The following is a 23,151-nucleotide window of genomic DNA, read 5'->3' as shown; positions in this document are numbered from 1 at the left end:
CCGACGGCGGGCGGCTTCACCCTGCGCGCCACGTCCTACGGCGGCGGCCGGTCCTTCACGGTCCAGTTCACCGGAACGGTGGCACCCAAGCCGGTGCCGGTCGCTGACGAGGTCGCCCGTACGAGTGACAAGGTGCTGGAGACCGTCGCGGGCAGCAGCTTCACCGGGGTGGAGCTGAAGACCCTGGCCAAGGGCAAGCCGGTCGCGGGCACGGTGCTGACCGCCGAGACGGTCGTGAAGGACCGGGCGACGGACAAGTGGGTCGTCGCCGAGGCCGGGCCGTTCTTCAAGGACAAGGACGGCAAGGAGCTGCGCAGCCTGGAGCTGCCCGCGACGGACAAGAACGGCCTGGTCACCCTGCCGGAGCTGTTCACCTCGGCCACGGCCGAGCCGGGCACGTACCACCTGCGGCTGCGGACCAAGGACGGCCTGGAGAAGATCTTCGACCTCACGGTCACCAAGGCCCCGGCGCCCACGCCGGCCCCGACGGACCCGCCGAAGGAGACCCCGAAGGAGTCCCCGAAGCCGACCGCGACCGTGGCCGCGACCCCGTCCCGCAAGGCCTGATCAAGGGCCTGGAAGGCCCGGGCACGGGCCGGAAAGGCCCGGAAAAGGGCAGGAGCCCCGCCGGAAGGCGGGGCTCCTTGGGTACTGCTGGATCAGAAGATCAACCCACGACGACGTTCTCGGCCTGCGGGCCCTTCGGGCCCTGGGTGACGTCGAAGGTGACGGCCTGGTTCTCCTCGAGGGAGCGGAAGCCAGACGCGTTGATCGCGGAGTAGTGGACGAAGACATCCGGGCCGCCGCCGTCCTGGGCGATGAAGCCGAAGCCCTTTTCAGCGTTGAACCACTTCACGGTTCCGGTAGCCATGAGCCCTCCTATGGGCCAAAGGGTCGCCCTGCTCCAGAACCTGCTAAGAAGTCTGAAAACTACAAAAGCCCGCGGTCACAAGCTCCGCAGGCTCCGTACTGCAAGGGAAACCAAACTGCAACTTGCTTCGAGCGTAGCACGCGGGGTCCGTACGAGACCAGAGGGAAAGATCACGTCACCCGGACGTTTGAGACCCGCGCGGATGCTGACGCCGGCCGGGGTCTAGTCTCACGACGTGGACGCCAATCGCCGCCGGCCCCGGGTCGGCCACATTCAGTTCCTGAACTGCCTCCCCCTCTACTGGGGCCTGGCCAGGACCGGCACTCTGCTGGACCTGGAGCTGACCAAGGACAGCCCCGAGAAGCTCAGCGAGAGCCTGATCGCGGGTGATCTCGACATCGCGCCCGTCACCCTCGTGGAGTTCCTGAAGAACGCCGACGACCTGATCGCCTTCCCCGATCTGGCGGTGGGCTGCGACGGCCCCGTCATGTCCTGCGTCATCGTCTCCCAGGTGCCCCTGGAGCAGCTCCACGGGGCCCGGGTCGCCCTCGGCTCGACCTCCCGGACCTCGGTCCGGCTGGCGCAGCTGATGCTGACCGAGCGCTACGGCGTGCAGCCCGACTACTTCTCCTGCCCGCCCGACCTCGGGCTGATGATGCAGGAGGCCGAGGCGGCCGTGCTGATCGGCGACGCGGCGCTGCGGGCCTCCCTGCACGACGCACCGAGGCTCGGCCTGGACGTCCACGACCTGGGGAGCATGTGGAAGGAGTGGACCGGGCTGCCGTTCGTCTTCGCGGTCTGGGCGGCCCGCCGGGACTACGCCGAGCGCGAGCCGGAGACCGTCCGGCAGGTCCACGAGGCCTTCCTCGCCTCCCGCGACCTGTCCCTGGAGGAGGTCGCCAAGGTGGCCGAGCAGGCGGCCCGCTGGGAGGCGTTCGACGCCACGCTGCTGGAGCGCTACTTCACCACGCTGGACTTCCGCTTCGGGGCCGACCAGCTCGCCGGCGTAAGGGAGTTCGCGCGCCGGACGGGTCCGACGACGGGCTTCCCGGCGGACGTCGACGTGACCCTGCTGACGCCCGTGCCCGCGGTGGCGCCGACGGCCTGAGGGCGGGGGCCGGACCGGCCCCTACGGGGTGGCGATGGGCGCCTGGAACCACTGGCTGTACCACTCCATGGTGCCCTCGCCCATGCCCCGGATGTAGCTCTTGGCGTCGTGCTGGCCGTCCTTGATCACCTGAAGGTTGGTCTTGATCGGGCCCCGGCCGTAATTCTTGATGAAATTCTTGATATTCGGCATAACCGTGGGCTCCAGTGTGCCCACCTGGAAGGCCAGATACACCTCCGGCCCGCCCTTCTCGATCAGTGCCGCGGCGAGCTTCTCCGGATTGTTCGCCGCCTTCTCCTCCTCGTAGTGCTTCCACAGGGGGGAGTCGGGCCGGGTGTCGGGGCCCGAGGCGATCACGGCCTTGAATTGGTCGGGCTTCTGCAGGACGAACTTCAGCGCGGCGAAACCACCCGACGAGGAGCCCATCCACCCCCATCCGTCACGGGACTTGAAGGTGCGGAAATTCTCCTTGACGAGTTGCGGCACGTCCTCCGACAGCCACGTGCCCATCTTCGCCTGCTCGGGGATGTCACTGCCGTCCTGGTAGTAGACCTTGCTCGGGTTCAGCACCGGCATCACCACGATGAAGGGCTGGCTCCTGCCCTCGTGGGACCACTTGTGGATACCCGTCTGCAGGCCGAGACCCGTTTCCGTCCAGTACGGCTTGGGGAAGCCCTTGCCGCCCGGCAGCGAGATCATCACGGGGAAGCCGCTCTGGCTGTACTTCGGATCGAAGTACTGCCGGGGGACCCAGACCCAGACCTGACCGGTGAAGCCCGACTTCCGGCCCACGAGGGTGGTCACGCTGATGGTCGTGCCCCCGTCGACGTCCGTCTCCTTGGCCCACTGCGCCTGCGGCCCGGTGGGGAGCTGCGTCAGCTCCCGGGCCTTGCGCTCCGCCTCGGTCGGCTGCTTGACCGAGGCACCCTTGGGGCGGGCCGCGGGGGTGTCGTAGCTGACCTTGTCGCCCTTGCCGGAGCAGCCGGTGACGAGGGTGGATATCAGGGCCGTGAGCAGGACAGCTGCCATGGCCGCCGGAGCGGTCTTGGGTCTCATGAGGGCCACCGTGCCATGCAACACGCCGCGGCGCGCAGCGGGGTGGCACTAGGGTGCGTGTCGTCGTGCATCCGCCACGTACCGGTCACGCGGCCGTCGTCCGGTGTGCAGACAAGGGGTCGTAGGACTGCTCGCAGAGCTCGTACAGGGGGAACCATGCAGCCGCTGGAGGCCGGGGAGCCGCGCGCGATCGGCCCGTACCGACTGCTGGGCCGGCTCGGCGCCGGCGGGATGGGCCGGGTCTACCTGGGGCGCAGCGCGGGCGGCCGGACGGTCGCGGTCAAGATCGTCCACCCGCACTTCGCGACCGACGCCGAATTCCGGATCCGGTTCCGCCGCGAGGTGGACGCGGCCCGCCGGGTGGGCGGCGAGTGGACCGCGCCGGTCCTGGACGCCGACCCGGACGCGGAGGTGCCGTGGGTGGCCACCGGCTACGTCGCCGGGCCCTCCCTGGACCGTGCGGTCGCCTCCTACGGACCGCTGCCCGAGCCGACCGTCCGGGCCATCGGCGCGGGGCTGGCGCGGGCCCTGGTGGCCGTGCACGGCCTGGGGCTGGTGCACCGGGACGTCAAGCCCTCCAACGTGCTGCTCACCCTCGGCGGGGCCGGCGGGGCCGGGGGAGACGCGGGCGGGCCCCGGCTGATCGACTTCGGCATCGCCCGGGCCACGGACGGCACGGCCTCGCTGACCTCGACCGGGGTCTCCATCGGCTCGCCGGGCTACATGTCGCCCGAGCAGATCCTCGGCAAGGGCGTCACGGGCGCCTCGGACGTGTTCTCCCTGGGCGCGGTCCTGGCCTTCGCGGCGACCGGCCGCCCGCCGTTCTCCGGCGACAACTCGGCGACGCTGCTGTACAAGGTCGTGCACGAGGAACCGGACCTGACGGACGTCCCGGCCCCCCTGGTGCCGCTGGTCGCGGAATGCCTGGCCAAGGCGGCGGCGGACCGGCCGGCGCCGCAGGACGTGGCGCAGCGGCTCGGGGACGCCCTGGGCGCGCCGGGCTGGCTGCCGGCCCCGCTGGTGGAGGAGGCCTCGCGGGCGGCCGTACGGCTGCTGGACCTGGACGCGGAGGACGCCGGGCCGGGCGGCGGCGGAGCGGGCGCGTCCGCGTCCTCGGCCCCGTACAGCCCGACCGCGTCCTCGGGCGGGTACGGCTCGGGCGGGTACGCCTCCGGCCCCTACGGCCCGGGCCCCGGCCCGGGCTCGTACGGCTCCGGCTCGTACGGCTCCGGCCCCGGCGGCTCCGGCTCCGGCTCCGGCGGCTTCGGCGCGCCGGACCCCTCCTACGGCGGCCCGGCCGGCGCCGTACCGGTGGCGGCGGGCCCGTACGGGGCACCGACCGAGACCGGTGGCCGGGCGGCCGGCCAGGTCCCCGGCCAGCGGACGGGCACCCCGGCCGACGCCGGCCCGGGCGGCGGCTCCGGCGGGGGCACCGGCGGCGGCCGCCAGGTGACGATGACCGCCGCGGGGCGCCGCTTCAGCTGCACGCTGGTCGTGGCGGGGGCGGCGGCCTTCGCCCTGGTCCTCGGCGGGCTGTGGCGGGCGGGCGTGCTGCCGGGCACGGGCGAGAAGGACCACAGCGGCGGCGACGCCGCGGCCCGGCCGCCGGTGACGGCCTCGTCGCCCGCGCCGCCGTCGGCCTCGGGACAGGGCTCGCCGGCCCCGTCGGCGTCGGCCCCCGCGCAGGACACGGTCCCGCAGGCCCTGATCGGCACCTGGAAGGGCACGGTGACGACGAACCTCGGGGTCCCCACGAAGTTCGAGATCACCATCAAGGCGGGCCGCAAGGGCGAGGCGGTCGGCCGGGACAAGGCGCTCCTGGATCTCTTCGGGACCACCTACGACTGCAGCGGCCAGTGGAAGCTCAGCTCCGCCACGGACCGTTCGGTGGTCCTGGACTCGACCGGCAACACCAACCCGCACCCCGGCATCTGCGCGGACGGCTCCGCCGACGAGCGCTTCACCCTCAACGAGGGCGGCAGCCTGCACTACAAGTCGGGCGACCGGGCGGCGGGCAACCCGGAGGGCGACCTGACGCGAAGCCCCTGAAACGGGACAAGCCCCTGGAACGAGGCGGCGGGGTGCCCTGGCGTAGGCTGTCGAGGTCGTAGCCCTTGACACGTGAAGTTTGTCGACCCCGCCGAAAGGTGACGCACCGGTGACCGACCAGGCCGCTCTCCAGTCTGTCCTCGACCGTGCCGCCGAAGGGGGCCGGATCACGCCGGAGGAGGCGCTCGACCTCTACCGCCACGCGCCCCTGCACGCCCTCGGCTCCGCCGCGGACGCCGTGCGCCGGCGCCGCTACGCGGGGACCGAGCACATCGCGACGTACATCATCGAGCGCAACATCAACTACACCAACGTGTGCGTCACGGCGTGCAAGTTCTGCGCCTTCTACGCGGCCCCCAAGGACACCAAGAAGGGCTGGAGCCGCGACCTCGACGACATCCTGCGCCGCTGCGCGGAGACGGTCGAGCTGGGCGGCACCCAGATCATGTTCCAGGGCGGCCACCACCCGGACTACGGCGTGGAGTACTACGAGAAGCACTTCGCCGCGATCAAGCAGGCCTTCCCGCAGCTCGTCATCCACTCCCTCGGCGCCTCCGAGGTCGAGCACATGGCCCGCATCTCCGGAGTCACGGCGGAGGAGGCGATCCGCCGGATCCACGCCGCCGGCCTGGACTCGTTCGCGGGCGCGGGCGCCGAGCTGCTGCCGGAGCGGCCGCGCAAGGCCATCGCGCCGCTGAAGGAGTCGGGCGAGCGCTGGCTGGAGATCATGGAGCTCGCGCACAACCTCGGCGTGGAGTCCACCTCCACCATGCTGATGGGCACCGGCGAGACCAACGCCGAGCGGATCGAGCACATGCGGATGATCCGCGACGTGCAGGACCGGACCGGGGGCTTCCGGGCCTTCATCCCGTACACGTACCAGCCGGAGAACAACCACCTCAAGGGCCGGACCCAGGCGACGGTCTTCGAGTACCTGCGGATGATCGCGATCGCGCGGCTGTTCCTGGACAACGTGGCGCACATCCAGGGCTCCTGGCTGACGGTCGGCAAGGAGGCCGGTCAGCTCTCGCTGCACTACGGCGCCGACGACCTCGGTTCGGTGATGCTGGAGGAGAACGTGGTCTCCTCGGCGGGCGCCAAGCACCGCTCCAACCGCATGGAGCTCATCGACCTGATCCGCAAGGCGGGCCGGGTGCCGGCGCAGCGCGCGACCACGTACGAGCACCTGCTCGTGCACGACGACCCGGCGAACGACCCGGTCGACGACCGCGTGGCCTCGCACATCTCCTCGACGGCGATCGAGGGCGGCACCGCCCACCCGGAGCTGAAGCTGCTCTCGGCCACCTGAGGCCCGGGATGCTGACGCTGCACACCGCCGACCTGGCCCTGCCGGGGCCCGCGGGGGACCCGGTGCCCGGCGGGGCGGTCCTGGTGCGGGGCGCGGTCGTCGAGGCGGTCGGCCGCTCCGAGGACCTGGCCGCGGCCTGGCCGGGGGCCCGGGTACGGCGCTGGCCGGGCCTGCTGGCCCCGGGACTGGTGCACGCCCGCGGGGTGGAACTCCTGGAGGAGACCTACCACCCGGACCCCCGGGAGGCGGAGGATCCGCTCCCGGCGCCCACCGCGCAGGACACCGCCCGCTGGGGCGGCAGCGCCCGCCGGGGCGTCCAGCGCCTGCTGGCGCACGGCGTGGTGGCCGTGGCGGGGACCCTCCGCCACCGCTGGGCGGCCGAGGCCGTGACCCGCTCGGGCCTGACCCTGCTGCCGGCGACGGCGACGGCTTCCCGTGCCCCGGGCGCGGACCCGGCTGAGGGCCCGACGGCCCTGGACCCGGCTCTCCCGGCCCTGGCTCCGGGGTCCTCCGCCCCGGTGGTCTCCCTCGATCCGCTGGCCGGCCTCGGCGCGGCCGTGCCGCTGCCCTTCCACGGCGGCCTGGTGCCGGGCGCCCCGGCCCGCTTCGCGGTGTTCGCGGTCCCGGACGAGCCGGCCCTGCGGGCGGCGGGCGCGGGCACCTGCGTGGCCACGGTGGTCGCGGGCCGGCTCCTGCACCGCCGCCGCTGACCCCGCCCGACGGCAGCCCCTGCGGTCACTGCGGCTACGGCACCGCCGGGCCGGACAGGTAGGTGCCGCTGCTGTCGTACGGCCAGGCGTTGGAGCGGCAGCCCAGGAGGCCCTTGAGCTGCTGCATCATCGCGGGGGCCGGCTTGCCCGGCCCGGGGCAGGTCTCGTGGCCGCGGCCGATCTCGTGGCCCACCTCGTGGTTGACGATCAGGGCGCGGTACTCGGCGACCGGCCCGTCGAACTGGGGCGAACCCTGCTGCCAGCGCTTGAGGTTGACCACGACGTCGTGGCCGGCCCGGCAGTTGGTCTCGCCGACCAGCTCGGGGGTGGTGACCTCGCAGAGCCGGTCGGTGGTGGTGGGAGTGGCGATCCGGACGGTGAAGTCCACCTCGCCCTGCCCGGTGAGCCGGAAGGCGTACTGCGGGTCCCGTATCCAGCCGCGCCGGTCGGCGAGGATCGCCTCGACCTCCCGGGCCGCCTGGTCGGGCTCCACCCCGGAGCCTTCCTCGACCTCGACGCGGTAGCGCCGCACCGTCCCGCTGCCATGGCTGTCGCCCGAGAGCCGGGAGGCGGTGAAGGTGCCGGGACCGGAGCGGGGGACCTCGCCCCGGGACGCCCGGGAGGCGCCGGGCCCGGCCGTGTGCGCGGCGCCCGGATCGTGGGACGGCGACCCGGGGGCCCGGGCCCCGGGGGCCTGGGCGGAAGGGGCGGCCGAGGGGCGCTGCTCCGTGTCCGTGGCCGTGTCCGTGGCCGTGCTCCGCGGCTCGGGGCGCAGGGCCGCCGCGGAGCCGGCGGACGGGGCGTCCTGCGGCGCCAGCAGGGCGGCGAGGCCGGCCGCCGCGCCGGCCGCGCAGGCGGCGGCGGTCAGCAGGGTCCGGCGCATCCGGCGGCGGCGCTCGGCGCGGCGCCGGGCGCGGGGGGAGCGGCGGTTCGCGGACGGGGTACTGCGGTGGCGATGGTGCATGTTTCCGCCGCGCGGGGTCGGGCCCGGGCGGCTTCCCCCAGTTTCGTTCGGTACGGGTGGGTCGGGAGGTAGGACGGGCAAAGGCGGCCGGGCGGTTCACTCCGGACCGAAGCCGGGCGCGGGCGGCGGGGGGCCGCCTGCCAGAATGACCAGGAGAACCACCCGGACCGACACGAGCGAGGCCGAACGCCAGTGACCCGCGCATCCCTGGACAAGCAGCCGCACGAAGTGGCCTCCATGTTCGACGACGTGGCCGCCAAGTACGACCTCACCAACGACGTGCTCTCCCTCGGCCAGGCCCGCCTGTGGCGCAAGGCCGTCGCCGCGGCCGTCGACGCCCGGCCCGGGCAGAAGGTGCTCGACCTCGCCGCGGGGACCGCGACCAGCTCGCTGCCCTTCGCCGCCACCGGCGCGTACACGGTGCCCTGCGACTTCTCCCTCGGGATGCTGCGCGAGGGCAAGAAGCGGCACCCCTGGCTGCCGCTGACCGCCGGTGACGCCACCCGGCTGCCGTTCCGCGACGACGTCTTCGACGCCGTCACCATCTCCTTCGGGCTGCGCAACGTCCAGGACACCGACGCCGCCCTGCGCGAGCTGTACCGCGTGACCAAGCCCGGCGGCCGGGTGGTCATCTGCGAGTTCTCCGAGCCGACCTGGGCGCCGTTCCGCACGGTGTACATGGAGTACCTGATGCGCGCGCTGCCCCCGGTGGCGCGTGCCGTCTCCTCCAACCCCGACGCCTACGTCTACCTCGCCGAGTCCATCCGCGAGTGGCCGGCCCAGCCGGAGCTGGCCCGCCTGCTGCAGAAGGCCGGCTGGGGCGAGGTCGCCTGGCGCAACCTGACCGGCGGGGTCGTGGCCCTGCACCGCGGTTCCAAGCCCCGGGGCTGACACGTTGCCGAGCACCACACCGCCGGACTACCAGGCCCTGCTGGAGCGGATCGCGGCCGATGTCGCCCCGCTCGTGGGCTCGGGCACCCCGGCCGAGTACATCCCGGCGCTGGCCGGCGTCGACCCGCGGCAGTTCGGCATGGCGGTCGCCGACCTCGACGGCCGGGTCCACGGCGTCGGCGACTGGCGGGTGCCGTTCTCCGCGCAGTCCGTCACCAAGGTCTTCGCGCTGGCGCTGGCCCTCGCCGAGGGCGGCGACAGCCTCTGGGAGCGGGTCGGCCGGGAGCCGTCCGGCAACCCGTTCAACTCCCTGGTGCAGCTGGAGTACGAGAACGGCATTCCGCGCAATCCGTTCATCAACGCGGGCGCGCTCGTCGTCACCGACCGGCTCCAGACCCTCACCGGCGACGCCAGCAGCGAGCTGCTGGAGTTCCTGCGGCAGGAGAGCGGCAACCCCGGCCTCGGCTTCGACGCCGAGGTCGCCGCCTCCGAGCACGAGCACGGCGACCGCAACGCGGCCGTGGCCCACTTCATGGCCAGCTACGGCAACATCGACAACCCCGTGCCGGCCCTGCTCGACCACTACTTCTGGCAGTGCTCGATCGAGATGAGCTGCGCCGATCTGGCCCTGGCGGCGGGCTTCCTGGCCCGGCACGGGATCCGCGCGGACGGCACGCGGCTGCTGACCCGCAGCGAGGCCAAGCAGGTCAACGCGGTGATGCTGACCTGCGGGACGTACGACGCGGCGGGCGAGTTCGCCTACCGCGTCGGCCTGCCCGGCAAGAGCGGGGTGGGCGGCGGCATCGTCGCCGTCGTGCCCGGCCGGTGCACCCTGGCCGTGTGGAGCCCCGGCCTCGACTCCCGCGGCAACTCGGTCGCGGGCGTGGCCGCCCTCGACCGCTTCACGACCCTGACGGGCCTGTCCGTCTTCTGAGGCGGCCCGACCGCCGTCCGATGCCACCACCGCCGCGGCCCGGGGCCGCGGCGGTGCCTCAGACCGCGTCCAGCGCCAGCCCGTAGGTGCGCCCCCGGCCCGTCCCCTTCGGCAGCGGCAGCGGCGCCTCGGCGGTCATGCCCAGGCGGTGCGCCACCGCGATCGAGCGGGCGTTGCCCTCGTCGATCACCGCGACGACCCGGCCGACCCCGGCCGTCCGCAGCCGCCGCAGGGACTCGGTCAGCGCCGCGGCGACGTAGCCCTTGCCCCAGTGGGCCCGGCCCAGGCGCCAGCCGATCTCTATCTCGCCCACCGGACCCCAGGCCTTCTCCGCCGGCCACGGCTGGGCCCCGGTGAAGCCGAGCACCTCACCGTCCGCGTCGAGCAGGGTCCACAGGCAGTACCCCAACCGGGCGTCGTGCAGCCGCTGCCGGGCGGTGAGCTCCTCGTACGCCGAGAGTTCGGCGGGGCCGCCCAGGAACTCCATGACGTCCCGGTCGGCGAACACCCGGTGCCAGGCATGGGCGTCCTCGTCGGTGGGAACGCGCAACTGGACGGCGGGGAGCGGCTTGGTCATCGGTGCGGCCCTTCTCGGTGGCGATCACGCTTCGCTGCATAGACTGCCCATGTCCTGTGCCTACGGCACGCAGAATTCCGAGCCCTCGGGAGACCCCGCAGTGACCGAGCCCCTGTCCGAACACACCGCGGATGTGATCGTCGTCGGGGCCGGGCCCGCCGGCTCCACCACCGCCTACTACCTGGCCAAGGCGGGTCTCGACGTCCTGCTGCTGGAGAAGACGGCGTTCCCGCGCGAGAAGGTGTGCGGCGACGGGCTCACCCCGCGGGCCACCAAGCAGCTCGTGGCCATGGGCATCGACGTCTCCGAGGAGGCCGGCTGGCTGCGCAACAAGGGGCTGCGCATCATCGGCGGCGGTCAGCGGCTCCAGCTCGACTGGCCCGAGCTCGCCTCGTTCCCGGACTACGGACTGGTCCGCAAGCGCGACGACTTCGACGAGACCCTCGCCCGGCAGGCCCAGAAGGCCGGCGCCCGGCTGTACGAGCGCTGCACCGTCGGCGAGCCCGTCCGTGACCCGCGCACCGGCCACATCACCGGCGTGCACGCCAAGCTCGGCGAGGAGAAGACCCCGGTCACCTTCCACGCCCCCCTGGTGGTCGCCGCCGACGGCAACTCCTCCCGGCTGTCCCTGGCCATGGGTCTGCACCGGCGCGAGGACCGTCCCATGGGCGTGGCCGTCCGGACGTACTTCCACTCGCCGCGGCACGACGACGACTACCTGGAGTCCTGGCTGGAGCTGTGGGACCGGCGCGGTCCGCAGGACCGGCTGCTGCCTGGCTACGGCTGGATCTTCGGCATGGGCGACGGTACCTCCAACGTCGGCCTGGGCATCCTCAACTCCTCCTCCGCCTTCCGCGAGCTGGACTGGCGCGAGGTCCTCAAGGCGTGGTGCGCGTCCATGCCCGAGGACTGGGGCTACACCCCGGAGAACATGACCCAGCCGATCCGTGGCGCGGCCCTGCCGATGGCCTTCAACCGCCAGCCGCACTACACCAAGGGCCTGCTGCTCGTCGGTGACGCGGGCGGGCTCGTCAACCCGTTCAACGGCGAGGGCATCGCCTATGCGATGGAGTCCGGGAAGATCGCGGCCGACGTGATCGTCCAGGCCCACGCCCGGGCCACCCCGGCCCAGCGCGAACTGGCCCTGCACAGCTACCCGAAGGTCCTCAAGGAGACCTACGGCGGCTACTACTCGCTGGGCCGCGCCTTCGTGAAGCTGATCGGCAACCCGAAGGTCATGAAGGTGGCCACCCAGCGCGGCCTGACCCACCCCGTGCTGATGCGCTTCACGCTGAAGATGCTGGCCAACCTGACCGACCCGACCGGCGGCGACGCCATGGACCGGATCATCAACGGCCTGTCGAAGGTGGCCCCGCGCGCCTAGCGGGCCCGCTTGCGGCGCCGGGGACGGTGGACGACCTCGTCGGACCAGGTGACGGGGACATCCCCGGCGAACAGGGACAGACCACCCGCCAGTTCGGCCCCGACGAGGATCTCGCCGGGGCGGTGGGTGACGTACTCGTGGCGGCTGCCGTCGTGCAGGGTCACCCACACGGCGCGGTGCCGTAGCGGGCGGGCCTCCTGCGGGCCCGTCCCGCCGTGCGCGGCGCCGTCGCGGTGACCGAGTTCCACCGTGCCGACCTCGACCTCCCGTATGTCCCGCCAGGCGGCGTGGAAATGGTCGGCCGGCAGGCACAGTCCGGCGGCGTCGGCCCGGACCAGCGGCCGCAGGGCCGCCAGGACGCATCCGGTGGTCAGGACGAGCCCCCAGACCAGCACGAGCAGCGAGATGCCCCAGCCGGCCAGCAGCATGGCCAGGTCGAACGCGTGGGACCACGGGCGGGTGGTGGTGAGCAGCCAGCCGCCGAACGCCAGGGAACCCAGGCCGAGGGCGGCGGGGAGGCCGACTCCCTCCGCGTAGACCTCGTACGCGTCGTTCGAGTGCGGTGTGTCCATGTGCGCCCACCCCTTTCGCATGGATGGTAGGGCCTGGGGGCGGACATGGCGAAGGGCCGGTACTCCGCCCCCGAGCGGGGGAGTACCGGCCCTTGGCGGACCGTCAGGGTGGCGTCGCGTCAGAGGATGCGGCGGGCGCCCGTCGGCGGGTCGTAGCTCAGGGACTTCAGTGCCACACCGGTGCTGGAGTTCTGCGCGCCGACGAACTTGCCGCCGCCCACGTAGATGGCGACGTGGTAGGCGCTGCCCGCGCTGCCCCAGTACAGGACGTCGCCGGGCTGCAGGGCGTCCAGGGAGACCTTGGTGCCCTTCAGCGACTGGTCCTGCGAGACGCGCGGCATGGTGACGCCGATCGACTTGTACGCGGCCTGGACCAGGCCGGAGCAGTCGTACGCGCCCGGGCCGGTGCTGCCGGAGATGTAGGCCTTGCCGACCTGCGCCTTGACGAAGGCCACCACGGCGGCGGCGGAGCCGGACGCGGGGGCCCGCACACCGCTGCCGACCTCCTCGGCGGTGCCCGAGTCGTCGGAGGCGGAGCCGGAGAGGGTGGTGCGGGCGGAGTCGCGGGAGGCGCGGGCGGAGGCGGTCTGCGCCTCCTCCTTGGCCTTCTTCTCCGCGTCGGCCTTCTTCTGCGCCTCTTCCTTGGCCTTCTTGGCCTCGGCGGCGGCGCCGGTGCGGGCGCTCTCCTCAAGGGTGTTCAGCTCGCCCTGGAGGGCGGCGGCCTTGGAGTTGTCCGCGGCCGTGGTGACGGCGGAGGAGACCTCGGCGCTCAGGTCCAGGTCGAGGACCGGCATCTCGAGGGTCTCGGTCACCGGCTCGGCCGAGGGGGACGCGCTCGCCGTGCCGGCCATCGCCAGGGTGCTGAGAACGCCACCGGCAACTCCGGCGCGGACCGCGAGCTTCGTGGCGCTACGACGGGGCTTCCGGTGGCTGGGTATGTGAGCGGTGTGGGACATGGGACAACCGCTATCAGGGGGCCGGGCCTCGCTTCAAGAAACGTGGTCTGCGCCACAGTTGTGCCGCAACGACGACAACCGGGCGCGTCGCGGAGCTTATTGACGCCGTAACGGGCGAATCGGACACCCCCGTGCAGGCCTGTGATCATGGGCTTTCTCTAATAAGTCCGTTTTGATCTGGCGCCTACCATTCCTTTACACGGATGGCCAAGCCCGGTTTTCCCGGCGCGAAGTCGACGTGACGCACGTCACAGAAACCTCCCGTCGTGTCGGCCCCGTGCCCCTGTCGTGGCCGGCCCGTGATCTGGTCGTGCGGTGTTCGTGAGGCTCCGGCGGGTCGTCACGGGGCGTCCGTCGGCGGGCACGGACCGTCGCCGCGCTCCGCTCGTGAACGGGTGCACGCGCGGCGGCCGCGTCCACGTCCGTACCGGGCTCCTCCCTCGACCGGGTGAGGCGAGTGTCCATATCACCTGTCCTGCGGAGATCCAAATTTGCCTGCAAGCCCCATGGTTTGGTAGGGCAAGACCCTTCCTACCTGCGGTAACGGCCTTGGATGTCACCTTTGGTGATCAAGTGGATGCTTCGCGTACGTAGATCACCACTCATCGGACTTGATGATCGTTCGTCAGGTGGTGGAGATCACAAACTCGGTGTTGTTACCCGTGTCGCAGATCACAGACCGGCGGGCATAGGATGCGCACCAGCCGGGCTTGTGAACTGCCTCACATGCAAGCCGGCGCGGCGGTCCAACGGTCAAGGACGACTGGAAGGAGCGAGGGAGCGTGAATGCGTACGCACCCATCCTCGTGCTCGGCGCCCTAGGCGCAGGGTTTGCGATCTTCTCCGTGGTCATGGCCACGCTGATCGGTCCAAAACGGTACAACCGGGCCAAGCTCGACGCCTACGAGTGCGGTATCGAGCCGACCCCGCATCCGGCCGGCGGCGGCCGCTTCCCCATCAAGTACTACCTGACGGCGATGCTCTTCATCGTCTTCGACATCGAGATCGTCTTCCTCTACCCCTGGGCCGTCACCTTCGACGCCCTGGGGATCTTCGGGCTCGTCGAGATGCTGCTCTTCGTGCTCACCGTCTTCGTCGCCTACGCGTACGTCTGGCGGCGCGGCGGCCTGGAATGGGACTGAGGGGCTGAATTCCCATGGGACTGGAAGAGAAGCTGCCGAGCGGCTTCCTGCTGACCACCGTCGAACAAGCCGCGGGCTGGGTGCGCAAGTCATCCGTCTTCCCCGCGACCTTCGGCCTGGCCTGCTGCGCCATCGAGATGATGACCACGGGCGCCGGCCGGTACGACCTGGCGCGCTTCGGCATGGAGGTCTTCCGCGGCTCTCCGCGCCAGGCCGACCTGATGATCGTGGCCGGCCGGGTCAGCCAGAAGATGGCGCCGGTGCTGCGCCAGGTCTACGACCAGATGCCCGAACCCAAGTGGGTCATCTCCATGGGCGTCTGCGCCTCGTCGGGCGGCATGTTCAACAACTACGCGATCGTCCAGGGCGTCGACCACATCGTCCCGGTGGACATCTACCTGCCCGGCTGCCCGCCCCGCCCCGAGATGCTGATGGACGCGATCCTCAAGCTCCACCACAAGATCCAGACGTCCAAGCTCGGCGTGAACCGGGAAGAGGCGGCCCGTGAGGCGGAGGAGGCGGCCCTCAAGGCGCTCCCCACCATCGAGATGAAGGGGCTGCTGCGGTGAGCCAGACCCAAGAGCCGGAGAACGGCCACCTGCCGGCCCCGCGCGGCTCCGCCGGCGAGGTCATCGGCGTCCGCAAGGGCATGTTCGGCGCGAACGAGGGCGGCGACACCAGCGGCTACGGCGGCCTGGTCCGCCCGGTGGTCCTGCCCGGCGCCTCCGCCCGCCCGTACGGCTCGTACTTCGACGAGGTCGCCGACGAGCTCGAAGGGGCCCTGGAGGAACACGGCCTGGTCCCGGAGAACGCGATCGAGAAGACGGTCGTCGACCGCGGCGAGATCACCTTCCACATCGCCCGCGAGCACCTCCTCCGCGTCGCCCGCACCCTGCGCGACGACCCGGCCCTGCGCTTCGAGCTGTGCACCGGCGTCTCGGGCGTGCACTTCCCGCACGACAAGGGCCGCGAGCTGCACGCCGTCTACCACCTGCGCTCGCTCACCCACGGCCGGCTCATCCGGCTGGAGGTCACCGCCCCCGACACCGACCCGCACGTCCCCTCGTTGGTCGAGGTCTACCCGACCAACGACTGGCACGAGCGGGAGGCGTACGACTTCTTCGGCCTGATCTTCGACGGGCACCCGGCCCTCACCCGGATCATGATGCCGGACGACTGGCAGGGCTTCCCGCAGCGCAAGGACTACCCGCTCGGCGGCATTCCCGTCGAGTACAAGGGCGCCCAGATCCCGGCTCCCGACCAGCGGAGGTCGTACAGCTGATGTCCACGTCGAACCACACGGCCCACGACGCCGGCCACGCGGCGTCCCGCGAGACCACCGAGGGCACCGTCTACACGGTCACCGGCGGGGACTGGGACGAGATCGTCCGCTCGGCGGCCAAGGCCGACGACGAGCGGATCGTCGTCAACATGGGTCCGCAGCACCCCTCCACCCACGGAGTGCTCCGGCTGATCCTGGAGATCGACGGCGAGACGGTCACCGAGGCCCGCTGCGGCATCGGCTACCTCCACACCGGGATCGAGAAGAACCTCGAATTCCGCAACTGGACGCAGGGCACCACCTTCGTCACGCGCATGGACTACCTGACGCCGTTCTTCAACGAGGCGGCGTACTGCCTGGGCGTGGAGAAGCTGCTCGGCATCACCGACCAGGTCCCCGACCGGGCCTCGGTCATCCGGGTGCTGCTGATGGAGCTCAACCGGATCTCCTCGCACCTGGTGTGCATCGCCACCGGCGGCATGGAGCTGGGCGCCACCACCATCATGATCTACGGGTTCCGGGACCGCGAACTGGTCCTCGACCTCTACGAGCTGATCACCGGCCTGCGCATGAACCACGCGTTCATCCGCCCCGGCGGCCTCGCCCAGGACCTGCCCCCGGGCGCCATGGAGCGGCTGCGCGAGTTCGTGAAGACGTTCAAGAAGAACCTGCCGGAGTACGACAAGCTCGCCACCGGCAACCCCATCTTCAAGGCCCGCATGCAGGACGTCGGCTACCTCGACCTCACCGGCTGCATGGCCCTCGGCGCCACCGGCCCGATCCTGCGCTCCGCCGGACTCCCGCACGACCTGCGCAAGTCCGACCCGTACTGCGGCTACGAGACCTACGAGTTCGACGTGCCGACCACCGAGACCTGCGACTCCTACGGGCGGTTCCTGATCCGCCTGGAGGAGATGCGCCAGTCCCTGCGGATCGTCGAGCAGTGCCTGGAGCGGCTGGAGCCCGGACCGGTCATGGTCGCCGACAAGAAGATCGCCTGGCCGGCGCAGCTGGCCATGGGCCCGGACGGGCTCGGCAACTCCCTCGACCACATCAGGAACATCATGGGCACCTCCATGGAGGCCCTCATCCACCACTTCAAGCTGGTGACCGAGGGCTTCCGGGTGCCGGCCGGCCAGGCGTACGCGGCCGTCGAGTCCCCCAAGGGCGAGCTCGGCGTCCACGTCGTCTCCGACGGCGGCACCCGTCCCTACCGGGTCCACTTCCGCGACCCGTCCTTCACCAACCTGCAGGCCATGGCCGCGATGTGCGAGGGCGGCCAGGTGGCCGACGTCATCGTCGCCGTCGCCTCCATCGACCCCGTGATGGGAGGCGTCGACCGATGACAGAGATCGGCCCCACGCGTCTGGGCATGCCGCAACTCCCGGCCCCGGACTACCCGGCGGACGTCCGCGCCCGGCTGGAGGCGGACGCCGCGGAGGTCGTCGCCCGCTACCCCGACAGCCGGTCCGCCCTGCTGCCGCTGCTGCACCTGGTGCAGTCGGAGGAGGGCCACGTCACGCGCACCGGCATGCGGTTCTGCGCCGAGGTGCTGGGACTGACCACCGCCGAGGTCACCGCGGTCGCCACCTTCTACACCATGTACCGCCGCAAGCCCTCGGGCGACTACCAGGTCGGCGTGTGCACCAACACCCTGTGCGCGGTCATGGGCGGCGACGCCATCTTCGAGGAGCTCAAGGAACACCTCGGCGTCGGCAACAACGAGACCACCGCCGACGGCAAGGTCACGCTGGAGCACATCGAGTGCAACGCGGCCTGCGACTTCGCCCCCGTGGTGATGGTCAACTGGGAGTTCTTCGACAACCAGACCCCCCAGTCCGCCAAGGCCCTCGTGGACGACCTGCGGGCCGGCCGCCCCGTCTCCCCGACCCGCGGCGCCCCCCTGTGCACGTACAAGGAGACCGCCCGGATCCTGGCCGGCTTCCCCGACGAGCGCCCCGGCGCGGTCGAGGCGAGCGGCGGCGCCGGCCCGGCCTCCCTGGTGGGCCTGCGCATCGCGCGCGGGGAGAACCCGCACCCGTCGATCGTGCACCCGCGCGGTGAGAGCAGCGCCGAAGGAGGGGAGTGATGACCGTGGATTCCAGGGAAAGTCATGGGGGTACCTCCCAGCCGGCGGCCGGGGGAGGGACGAGCCCGGACAAGCTCCTCGCGCCCGTCCTGTCGGCGTTCTGGGACGACCCGCGGTCGTGGACGCTGGAGACCTACCGGCGCCACGAGGGCTACGAGGGCCTGCGCAAGGCCCTGGCGATGACCCCGGACGAGGTCATCGCCTACGTCAAGGACTCCGGGCTGCGCGGCCGCGGCGGCGCCGGCTTCCCCACGGGCATGAAGTGGCAGTTCATCCCGCAGGGCGACAACAAGCCGCACTACCTCGTGGTCAACGCGGACGAGTCCGAGCCGGGCACCTGCAAGGACATCCCGCTGATGTTCGCCAACCCGCACTCGCTCATCGAGGGCATCGTGATCGCCTGCTACGCGATCCGCTCCCAGCACGCCTTCATCTACCTGCGCGGCGAGGTCGTCCCCGTGCTGCGCCGCCTGCACGAGGCCGTGCGCGAGGCGTACGAGGCCGGCTTCCTCGGCAAGGACGTGCTCGGCAGCGGCCTGGACCTCGACCTCACCGTGCACGCGGGCGCGGGCGCGTACATCTGCGGCGAGGAGACCGCCCTGCTGGACTCCCTCGAAGGCCGGCGCGGACAGCCCCGGCTGCGTCCTCCCTTCCCCGCGGTGGAAGGCCTCTACGCCTGTCCCACCGTGGTGAACAACGTGGAGTCCATCGCGTCGGTTCCCGCGATCCTGAACCGGGGCAAGGAGTGGTTCAAGTCGATGGGGACCGAGAAGTCCCCCGGCTTCACCCTCTACTCCCTGTCCGGCCACGTCGCCGGCCCCGGCCAGTACGAGGCCCCGCTCGGCATCACGCTGCGCCAGCTCCTCGACATGAGCGGCGGGATGCGGCCCGGGCACCGGCTGAAGTTCTGGACCCCCGGCGGCTCCTCCACCCCGATGTTCACCGACGAGCACCTCGACGTCCCGCTGGACTACGAGGGCGTGGGCGCGGCCGGCTCGATGCTCGGCACCAAGGCCCTGCAGTGCTTCGACGAGACCACCTGCGTGGTGCGGGCCGTCACCCGGTGGACCGAGTTCTACGCCCACGAGTCCTGCGGCAAGTGCACCCCCTGCCGCGAAGGAACGTACTGGCTGGTGCAGTTGCTGCGCGACATCGAGGCCGGCAAGGGCGTCATGACCGACCTCGACAAGCTGGCCGACATCGCCGACAACATCAACGGCAAGTCCTTCTGCGCCCTCGGCGACGGCGCGGCCAGCCCCATCTTCTCCTCGCTGAAGTACTTCCGCGAGGAGTACGAGCAGCACATCACGGGCAAGGGCTGCCCCTTCGACCCCAGGAAGTCGACCCTCTGGGCCGACACGGAGGTGAACGCATGACCGTCGCCACTGATGCGCCCTCCGGGGGCGGCGAGGCCCAGGTCCCGCCCGAGGAGCTGGTCTCGCTCACCATCGACGGCGTCCAGCTCTCGGTGCCCAAGGGCACGCTGGTCATCCGGGCCGCCGAGCAGATCGGCGTGGAGATCCCCCGGTTCTGCGACCACCCCCTGCTCGACCCGGCCGGCGCCTGCCGGCAGTGCATCGTGGAGGTGGAGGGCCAGCGCAAGCCGATGGCCTCCTGCACCATCACCTGCACCGACGGCATGGTGGTCAAGACCCAGCTCACCTCGGAGGTCGCCGACAAGGCGCAGCGCGGGGTGATGGAGCTGCTGCTCATCAACCACCCGCTGGACTGCCCGGTCTGCGACAAGGGCGGCGAGTGCCCGCTGCAGAACCAGGCCATGTCGCACGGCAACGCCGAGTCCCGGTTCGAGGGCCGCAAGCGGACCTACGAGAAGCCGGTCCCGATCTCCGCGCAGGTGCTGCTGGACCGCGAGCGGTGCGTGCTGTGCGCGCGCTGCACCCGCTTCTCCCACCAGGTCGCCGGCGACCCGATGATCGAGCTGCTGGAGCGCGGCGCCCTGCAGCAGGTGGGCACCGGTGAGGGCGACCCGTTCGAGTCGTACTTCTCCGGCAACACCATCCAGATCTGCCCGGTGGGCGCGCTGACCTCGGCGGCGTACCGGTTCCGCTCCCGCCCCTTCGACCTGGTCTCCTCGCCCGGCGTGTGCGAGCACTGCGCCGGCGGCTGCGCCACCCGCACCGACCACCGCCGCGGCAAGGTGCTGCGCCGGCTCGCCGCGGAGGACCCGGAGGTCAACGAGGAGTGGATCTGCGACAAGGGCCGCTTCGCCTTCCGCTACGCCCAGCGCCCGGACCGGCTGACCAAGCCGCTGGTCCGTAACGCCGCGGGCGTGCTGGAGGAGGCGAGCTGGCCGGAGGCGCTGGAGGCGGCCGCCCGGGGCCTGACGGCCGCGCGCGGCCGGGCGGGCGTCCTGACCGGCGGCCGCCTCACCGTCGAGGACGCGTACGCCTACGCCAAGTTCGCCCGGGTCGTGCTCGACACCAACGACATCGACTTCCGGGCCCGGGTGCACAGCTCCGAGGAGGCCGACTTCCTCGCCTCCGCCGTGGCCGGCCGCGGGGTCGACCTCGGCGGGGCCGGGGTCACGTACGCCGCGCTGGAGGCGGCCCCGGCCGTGCTCCTGGCCGGTATCGAGGCCGAGGAGGAGGCCCCCGGGGTCTTCCTGCGGCTGCGCAAGGCCCACCGCAAGCACCGCCAGCAGACCTTCGCGCTGGCGCCGTTCGCGACCCGCGGGCTGGAGAAGGCCGGCGGCACGCTGCTGGCCGCGGCCCCCGGCACCGAACCGGAGTGGCTCGACGCCCTGGCCTCCCGGACCGGGCTGGAGCAGGGCGGCGAGGCGGCCGCCGAGGCGCTGCGCCGGCCGGGCGCGGTCCTCGTGGTCGGCGAGCGGCTCGCCGGGGTGCCCGGCGCGCTGACCGCCGCCGTCCGCGCGGCCACCGCGACCGGGGCCCGGCTGGTGTGGATCCCGCGCCGGGCCGGTGAGCGGGCCGCGGTCGAGGCGGGGGCGCTGCCCTCGCTGCTGCCGCACGGCCGCCCGGCCACCGACCCGCGGGCCCGCGAGGAGGTGGCCCGCGCCTGGGGCCTGTCCGAACTGCCGCACCGCTACGGGCGCGACACCGGCCAGATCGTCGAGGCGGCGGCCGGCGGCGAACTGGGCGCGCTGCTCGTCGGCGGCGTGGAGATCGCCGACCTGCCCGACCCGGCCCGGGCCCGGCAGGCACTGGCCGAGGCCTTCGTGGTCTCGCTGGAGCTGCGCCCGAGCGAGGTCACCGCGCACGCGGACGTGGTGCTGCCGGTGGCCGCGGTCGCCGAGAAGCCGGGCACCTTCATCAACTGGGAAGGCCGGGTGCGGATGTTCGAGGCCGCCCTCAAGCCCGACCAGATGACCCGCCCGCTGGCCCCGCCGGACGTCCGGGTCCTGGACCGGCTCGCCGACGCCGCGGACCGGCGCCTGGGCCTGCCCGACGTGCACGCCGTACGCCGTGAGCTGGACGCGCTCGGACCGTGGACCGGTGAACGGGCCTCGGAGCACCGTGCGGACGCCCGGCCCGTGCCCCGGCCGGGCCGCGGCGAGGCGGTCCTCGCGGGCCACCGGATGCTGCTCGACCTGGGCCGGCTCCAGGAGGGCGACGAGGCGCTGGCGGCCACCCGGCACGAGGCCCCGGCCCGGCTGTCGGCGGCCACCGCCGAGGAGTCGGGGGTCAAGGACGGCGACGTCCTGGCCGTCACCGGCCCGGCCGGCACGGTCACCTTCCCGCTGCGGGTGACGGCCATGCCGGACCGGGTGGTCTGGCTCCCGATGAACTCCACCGGCGGCGGGGTCACCGCGGACACCGGCGCCCGCCCGGGCGAGCTGGTCCGCATCGGTCCGGCGGTCCCGCCCGCCGGCAGCAGCGACGCCACAGCGGAGGTGGAGGCGTGAACCCCGTACCCGGTCACTTCGTACCGCTCGCGGCCGAGGACCTTTCCCTGTTCGGCCGGGACGTCTGGTGGCTCGTCGTCCTGAAGGCCGCGTTCTGCTTCGCCTTCCTGATGGTCACCGTGCTGGTGTCCATCGTGTGGGAGCGCAAGGTGGTGGCCTGGATGCAGCTGCGCATCGGGCCCAACCGGCACGGACCCTGGGGCATGCTCCAGTCGCTCGCCGACGGCGTGAAGCTGATGCTCAAGGAGGACGTGGTCGTCAAGCGGGCCGACAAGGTCGTCTACGTGCTGGCCCCGATCGTCGCGGCGATCCCGGCCTTCATGGCGATCGCGGTCATCCCGTTCGGCCCGCCCGGCAACGAGATCTCCATCTTCGGCCAGCGCACCACGATGCAGCTGACCGACCTGCCGATCGCCGTCCTCTACATCCTGGCGGTCGCCTCGGTCGGCATCTACGGCATCGTGCTCGCCGGCTGGTCGTCCGGGTCGACGTACCCGCTGCTCGGCGGTCTGCGCTCGTGCGCGCAGATGATCTCCTACGAGATCGCCATGGGCGCGGCCTTCGCCTCGGTCTTCCTCTACTCCGGCTCGATGTCCACCTCGGCCATCGTCGAGGCGCAGGCGGACCGCTGGTACATCGTGCTGCTGCCGGTGTCGTTCCTCATCTACATCGTCACGATGGTCGGCGAGACCAACCGGGCGCCGTTCGACATGCCGGAGTCCGAGGGCGACCTGGTCGGCGGCTTCAACACCGAGTACTCGTCGATCAAGTTCGCGATGTTCATGCTCGCCGAGTACGTCAACATGGTCACCGTCTCGGCCGTCGCCACCACCCTGTTCCTGGGCGGCTGGCGGGCCCCGGCGCCGATCTCCACGTACTGGGAGGGCGCCAACCACGGCTGGTGGCCGCTGCTCTGGTTCGTGATCAAGGTGCAGCTGCTGCTGTTCTTCTTCATCTGGCTGCGCGGCACGCTGCCGCGCGTGCGCTACGACCAGCTGATGAAGCTCGGCTGGAAGGTGCTCATCCCGGTCTCCGTGGTCTGGCTGATGCTGGTCGCCACCGTCCGGGCGCTGCGCAACGAGCGCTACGAGTTCGGCGACATCGTGCTGTACGTGGGCGGAGGCGTGGTGGCCGTGCTGCTCCTCTCCCTCGTCGTGGACCTGTTCCGCGACCGCAAGGAGAAGGCCGGGGCCGCCCGGCAGTCCGGCGCGCAGCCGCAGGGCGAGGTCTTCGACCCGATGGAGGGCGGCTTCCCGGTCCCGCCGAAGCCCGGCCAGCAGGCCGCACCCGTACCGCGCCGCCGGCCGCGTACGGACCGGGAACTGATCGCCAGCGGCGGGGCGAACGCCGACAGCGACCGAGAGGAGGGCTGAG

General features: G+C 72.0%; 21 protein-coding genes and 1 pseudogene. 16 read left to right on the top strand and 6 right to left on the bottom strand.

Annotation, left to right across the window (positions count from 1 at the left end; genetic code table 11):
• Window positions 1-567 (top strand): annotated as a pseudogene (locus tag EF918_RS36740) (hypothetical protein); the annotation flags it as partial.
• Window positions 568-667: 100 nt separating this feature from the next.
• Here the strand turns inward: EF918_RS36740 and EF918_RS04655 are convergent.
• Entirely contained in the window at window positions 668-871 is a 204-nt protein-coding gene (locus EF918_RS04655) for a cold-shock protein (protein ID WP_125641132.1), read from the bottom strand.
• A 235-nt stretch (window positions 872-1,106) separates the two neighbouring features.
• Here EF918_RS04655 and EF918_RS04650 point away from each other — a divergent pair, with 235 nt between their 5' ends.
• On the top strand, window positions 1,107-1,979 hold the full coding sequence (locus EF918_RS04650) for a menaquinone biosynthetic enzyme MqnA/MqnD family protein (RefSeq protein WP_125641129.1): 873 nt from the start codon (window positions 1,107-1,109) through the stop codon (window positions 1,977-1,979).
• A gap of 21 nt (window positions 1,980-2,000) precedes the next feature.
• On the opposite strand, the gene EF918_RS04645 is transcribed toward EF918_RS04650, so the two are convergent.
• Window positions 2,001-3,035, bottom strand: a complete 1,035-nt coding sequence (locus tag EF918_RS04645; protein ID WP_260609784.1) for an esterase family protein — start codon at window positions 3,033-3,035, stop codon at window positions 2,001-2,003.
• A 156-nt stretch (window positions 3,036-3,191) separates the two neighbouring features.
• Between EF918_RS04645 and EF918_RS04640 the strand changes: the two genes are divergently transcribed.
• The 3 genes from EF918_RS04640 to EF918_RS04630 all read left to right on the top strand — a co-directional run bounded on the left by EF918_RS04640 (window position 3,192) and on the right by EF918_RS04630 (window position 7,103).
• Window positions 3,192-5,084 (top strand): serine/threonine-protein kinase, encoded by a 1,893-nt coding sequence (locus tag EF918_RS04640; protein ID WP_125641126.1) that lies wholly within the window; start codon window positions 3,192-3,194, stop codon window positions 5,082-5,084.
• Between the two features lie 109 nt (window positions 5,085-5,193).
• Entirely contained in the window at window positions 5,194-6,393 is a 1,200-nt protein-coding gene (gene mqnC, locus EF918_RS04635; RefSeq protein WP_125641122.1) for a cyclic dehypoxanthinyl futalosine synthase, read from the top strand.
• A gap of 8 nt (window positions 6,394-6,401) precedes the next feature.
• Complete coding sequence (locus EF918_RS04630; protein WP_125641119.1) at window positions 6,402-7,103, top strand: hypothetical protein; 702 nt, start codon at window positions 6,402-6,404, stop codon at window positions 7,101-7,103.
• A 34-nt stretch (window positions 7,104-7,137) separates the two neighbouring features.
• Here EF918_RS04630 and EF918_RS04625 read toward each other — a convergent pair whose 3' ends face one another.
• Complete coding sequence (locus EF918_RS04625) at window positions 7,138-8,067, bottom strand: DUF3152 domain-containing protein (protein WP_125641115.1); 930 nt, start codon at window positions 8,065-8,067, stop codon at window positions 7,138-7,140.
• Window positions 8,068-8,259: 192 nt separating this feature from the next.
• Here EF918_RS04625 and EF918_RS04620 point away from each other — a divergent pair, with 192 nt between their 5' ends.
• Together EF918_RS04620 and EF918_RS04615 are read left to right on the top strand one after the other, a co-directional pair.
• Window positions 8,260-8,958: a demethylmenaquinone methyltransferase gene (locus EF918_RS04620; RefSeq protein ID WP_125641112.1), complete on the top strand. Its 699-nt coding sequence runs from the start codon at window positions 8,260-8,262 to the stop codon at window positions 8,956-8,958.
• 4 nt (window positions 8,959-8,962) lie between these two features.
• A complete protein-coding gene (locus EF918_RS04615; RefSeq protein ID WP_125641109.1) occupies window positions 8,963-9,892 on the top strand; it encodes a glutaminase in 930 nt (309 codons plus the stop codon).
• A gap of 58 nt (window positions 9,893-9,950) precedes the next feature.
• Here the strand turns inward: EF918_RS04615 and EF918_RS04610 are convergent, their stop codons facing one another.
• Window positions 9,951-10,469, bottom strand: coding sequence for a GNAT family N-acetyltransferase (locus EF918_RS04610; protein ID WP_125641106.1), 519 nt, complete (start codon window positions 10,467-10,469; stop codon window positions 9,951-9,953).
• Between the two features lie 100 nt (window positions 10,470-10,569).
• Here EF918_RS04610 and EF918_RS04605 point away from each other — a divergent pair, with 100 nt between their 5' ends.
• Window positions 10,570-11,853 (top strand): geranylgeranyl reductase family protein, encoded by a 1,284-nt coding sequence (locus EF918_RS04605; protein ID WP_125641103.1) that lies wholly within the window; start codon window positions 10,570-10,572, stop codon window positions 11,851-11,853.
• On the opposite strand, the gene EF918_RS04600 is transcribed toward EF918_RS04605, so the two are convergent.
• Both EF918_RS04600 and EF918_RS04595 read right to left on the bottom strand, forming a co-directional pair.
• On the bottom strand, window positions 11,850-12,425 hold the full coding sequence (locus EF918_RS04600) for a hypothetical protein (protein WP_125641100.1): 576 nt from the start codon (window positions 12,423-12,425) through the stop codon (window positions 11,850-11,852). The two genes, EF918_RS04605 and EF918_RS04600, sit on opposite strands and share 4 nt — an antisense overlap.
• 119 nt (window positions 12,426-12,544) lie before the next feature.
• On the bottom strand, window positions 12,545-13,381 hold the full coding sequence (locus EF918_RS04595; protein WP_125641097.1) for a C40 family peptidase: 837 nt from the start codon (window positions 13,379-13,381) through the stop codon (window positions 12,545-12,547).
• A 782-nt stretch (window positions 13,382-14,163) separates the two neighbouring features.
• Here EF918_RS04595 and EF918_RS04590 point away from each other — a divergent pair.
• Genes EF918_RS04590 through nuoH form a run of 8 tightly spaced genes read left to right on the top strand, consistent with a single transcriptional unit; the run spans window position 14,164 to window position 23,150 of the window.
• Entirely contained in the window at window positions 14,164-14,523 is a 360-nt protein-coding gene (locus EF918_RS04590; protein WP_125641094.1) for an NADH-quinone oxidoreductase subunit A, read from the top strand.
• A 14-nt stretch (window positions 14,524-14,537) separates the two neighbouring features.
• The gene (locus tag EF918_RS04585; RefSeq protein WP_125641091.1) at window positions 14,538-15,092 is read left to right on the top strand and encodes an NADH-quinone oxidoreductase subunit B family protein; all 555 of its coding nucleotides are present in this window, start codon (window positions 14,538-14,540) and stop codon (window positions 15,090-15,092) included.
• The gene (locus EF918_RS04580) at window positions 15,089-15,805 is read left to right on the top strand and encodes an NADH-quinone oxidoreductase subunit C (RefSeq protein ID WP_125641088.1); all 717 of its coding nucleotides are present in this window, start codon (window positions 15,089-15,091) and stop codon (window positions 15,803-15,805) included. The genes EF918_RS04585 and EF918_RS04580 overlap by 4 nt, the downstream gene beginning before the upstream one ends.
• Window positions 15,805-17,151 (top strand): NADH-quinone oxidoreductase subunit D, encoded by a 1,347-nt coding sequence (locus tag EF918_RS04575; RefSeq protein ID WP_125641083.1) that lies wholly within the window; start codon window positions 15,805-15,807, stop codon window positions 17,149-17,151. The genes EF918_RS04580 and EF918_RS04575 overlap by 1 nt, the downstream gene beginning before the upstream one ends.
• Window positions 17,148-17,894, top strand: a complete 747-nt coding sequence (gene nuoE, locus EF918_RS04570) for an NADH-quinone oxidoreductase subunit NuoE (RefSeq protein WP_185921591.1) — start codon at window positions 17,148-17,150, stop codon at window positions 17,892-17,894. The genes EF918_RS04575 and nuoE overlap by 4 nt, the downstream gene beginning before the upstream one ends.
• Entirely contained in the window at window positions 17,894-19,270 is a 1,377-nt protein-coding gene (gene nuoF, locus EF918_RS04565) for an NADH-quinone oxidoreductase subunit NuoF (RefSeq protein WP_125641080.1), read from the top strand. The genes nuoE and nuoF overlap by 1 nt, the downstream gene beginning before the upstream one ends.
• The gene (locus tag EF918_RS04560; protein ID WP_125641077.1) at window positions 19,267-21,777 is read left to right on the top strand and encodes an NADH-quinone oxidoreductase subunit G; all 2,511 of its coding nucleotides are present in this window, start codon (window positions 19,267-19,269) and stop codon (window positions 21,775-21,777) included. Before nuoF ends, EF918_RS04560 begins: the two co-directional genes overlap by 4 nt.
• Window positions 21,774-23,150, top strand: a complete 1,377-nt coding sequence (nuoH, locus tag EF918_RS04555) for an NADH-quinone oxidoreductase subunit NuoH (protein ID WP_125641074.1) — start codon at window positions 21,774-21,776, stop codon at window positions 23,148-23,150. The genes EF918_RS04560 and nuoH overlap by 4 nt, the downstream gene beginning before the upstream one ends.
• Window position 23,151: the final 1 nt, after the last annotated feature.

The sequence above is a fragment of the Streptomyces sp. WAC06614 genome (assembly GCF_003949795.1).
In the GTDB taxonomy this organism is placed as follows: domain Bacteria; phylum Actinomycetota; class Actinomycetes; order Streptomycetales; family Streptomycetaceae; genus Streptomyces.
The sequence above is the reverse complement of the archived record's forward strand: the minus strand, read 5'-3'. Positions and strand labels throughout refer to the sequence as shown.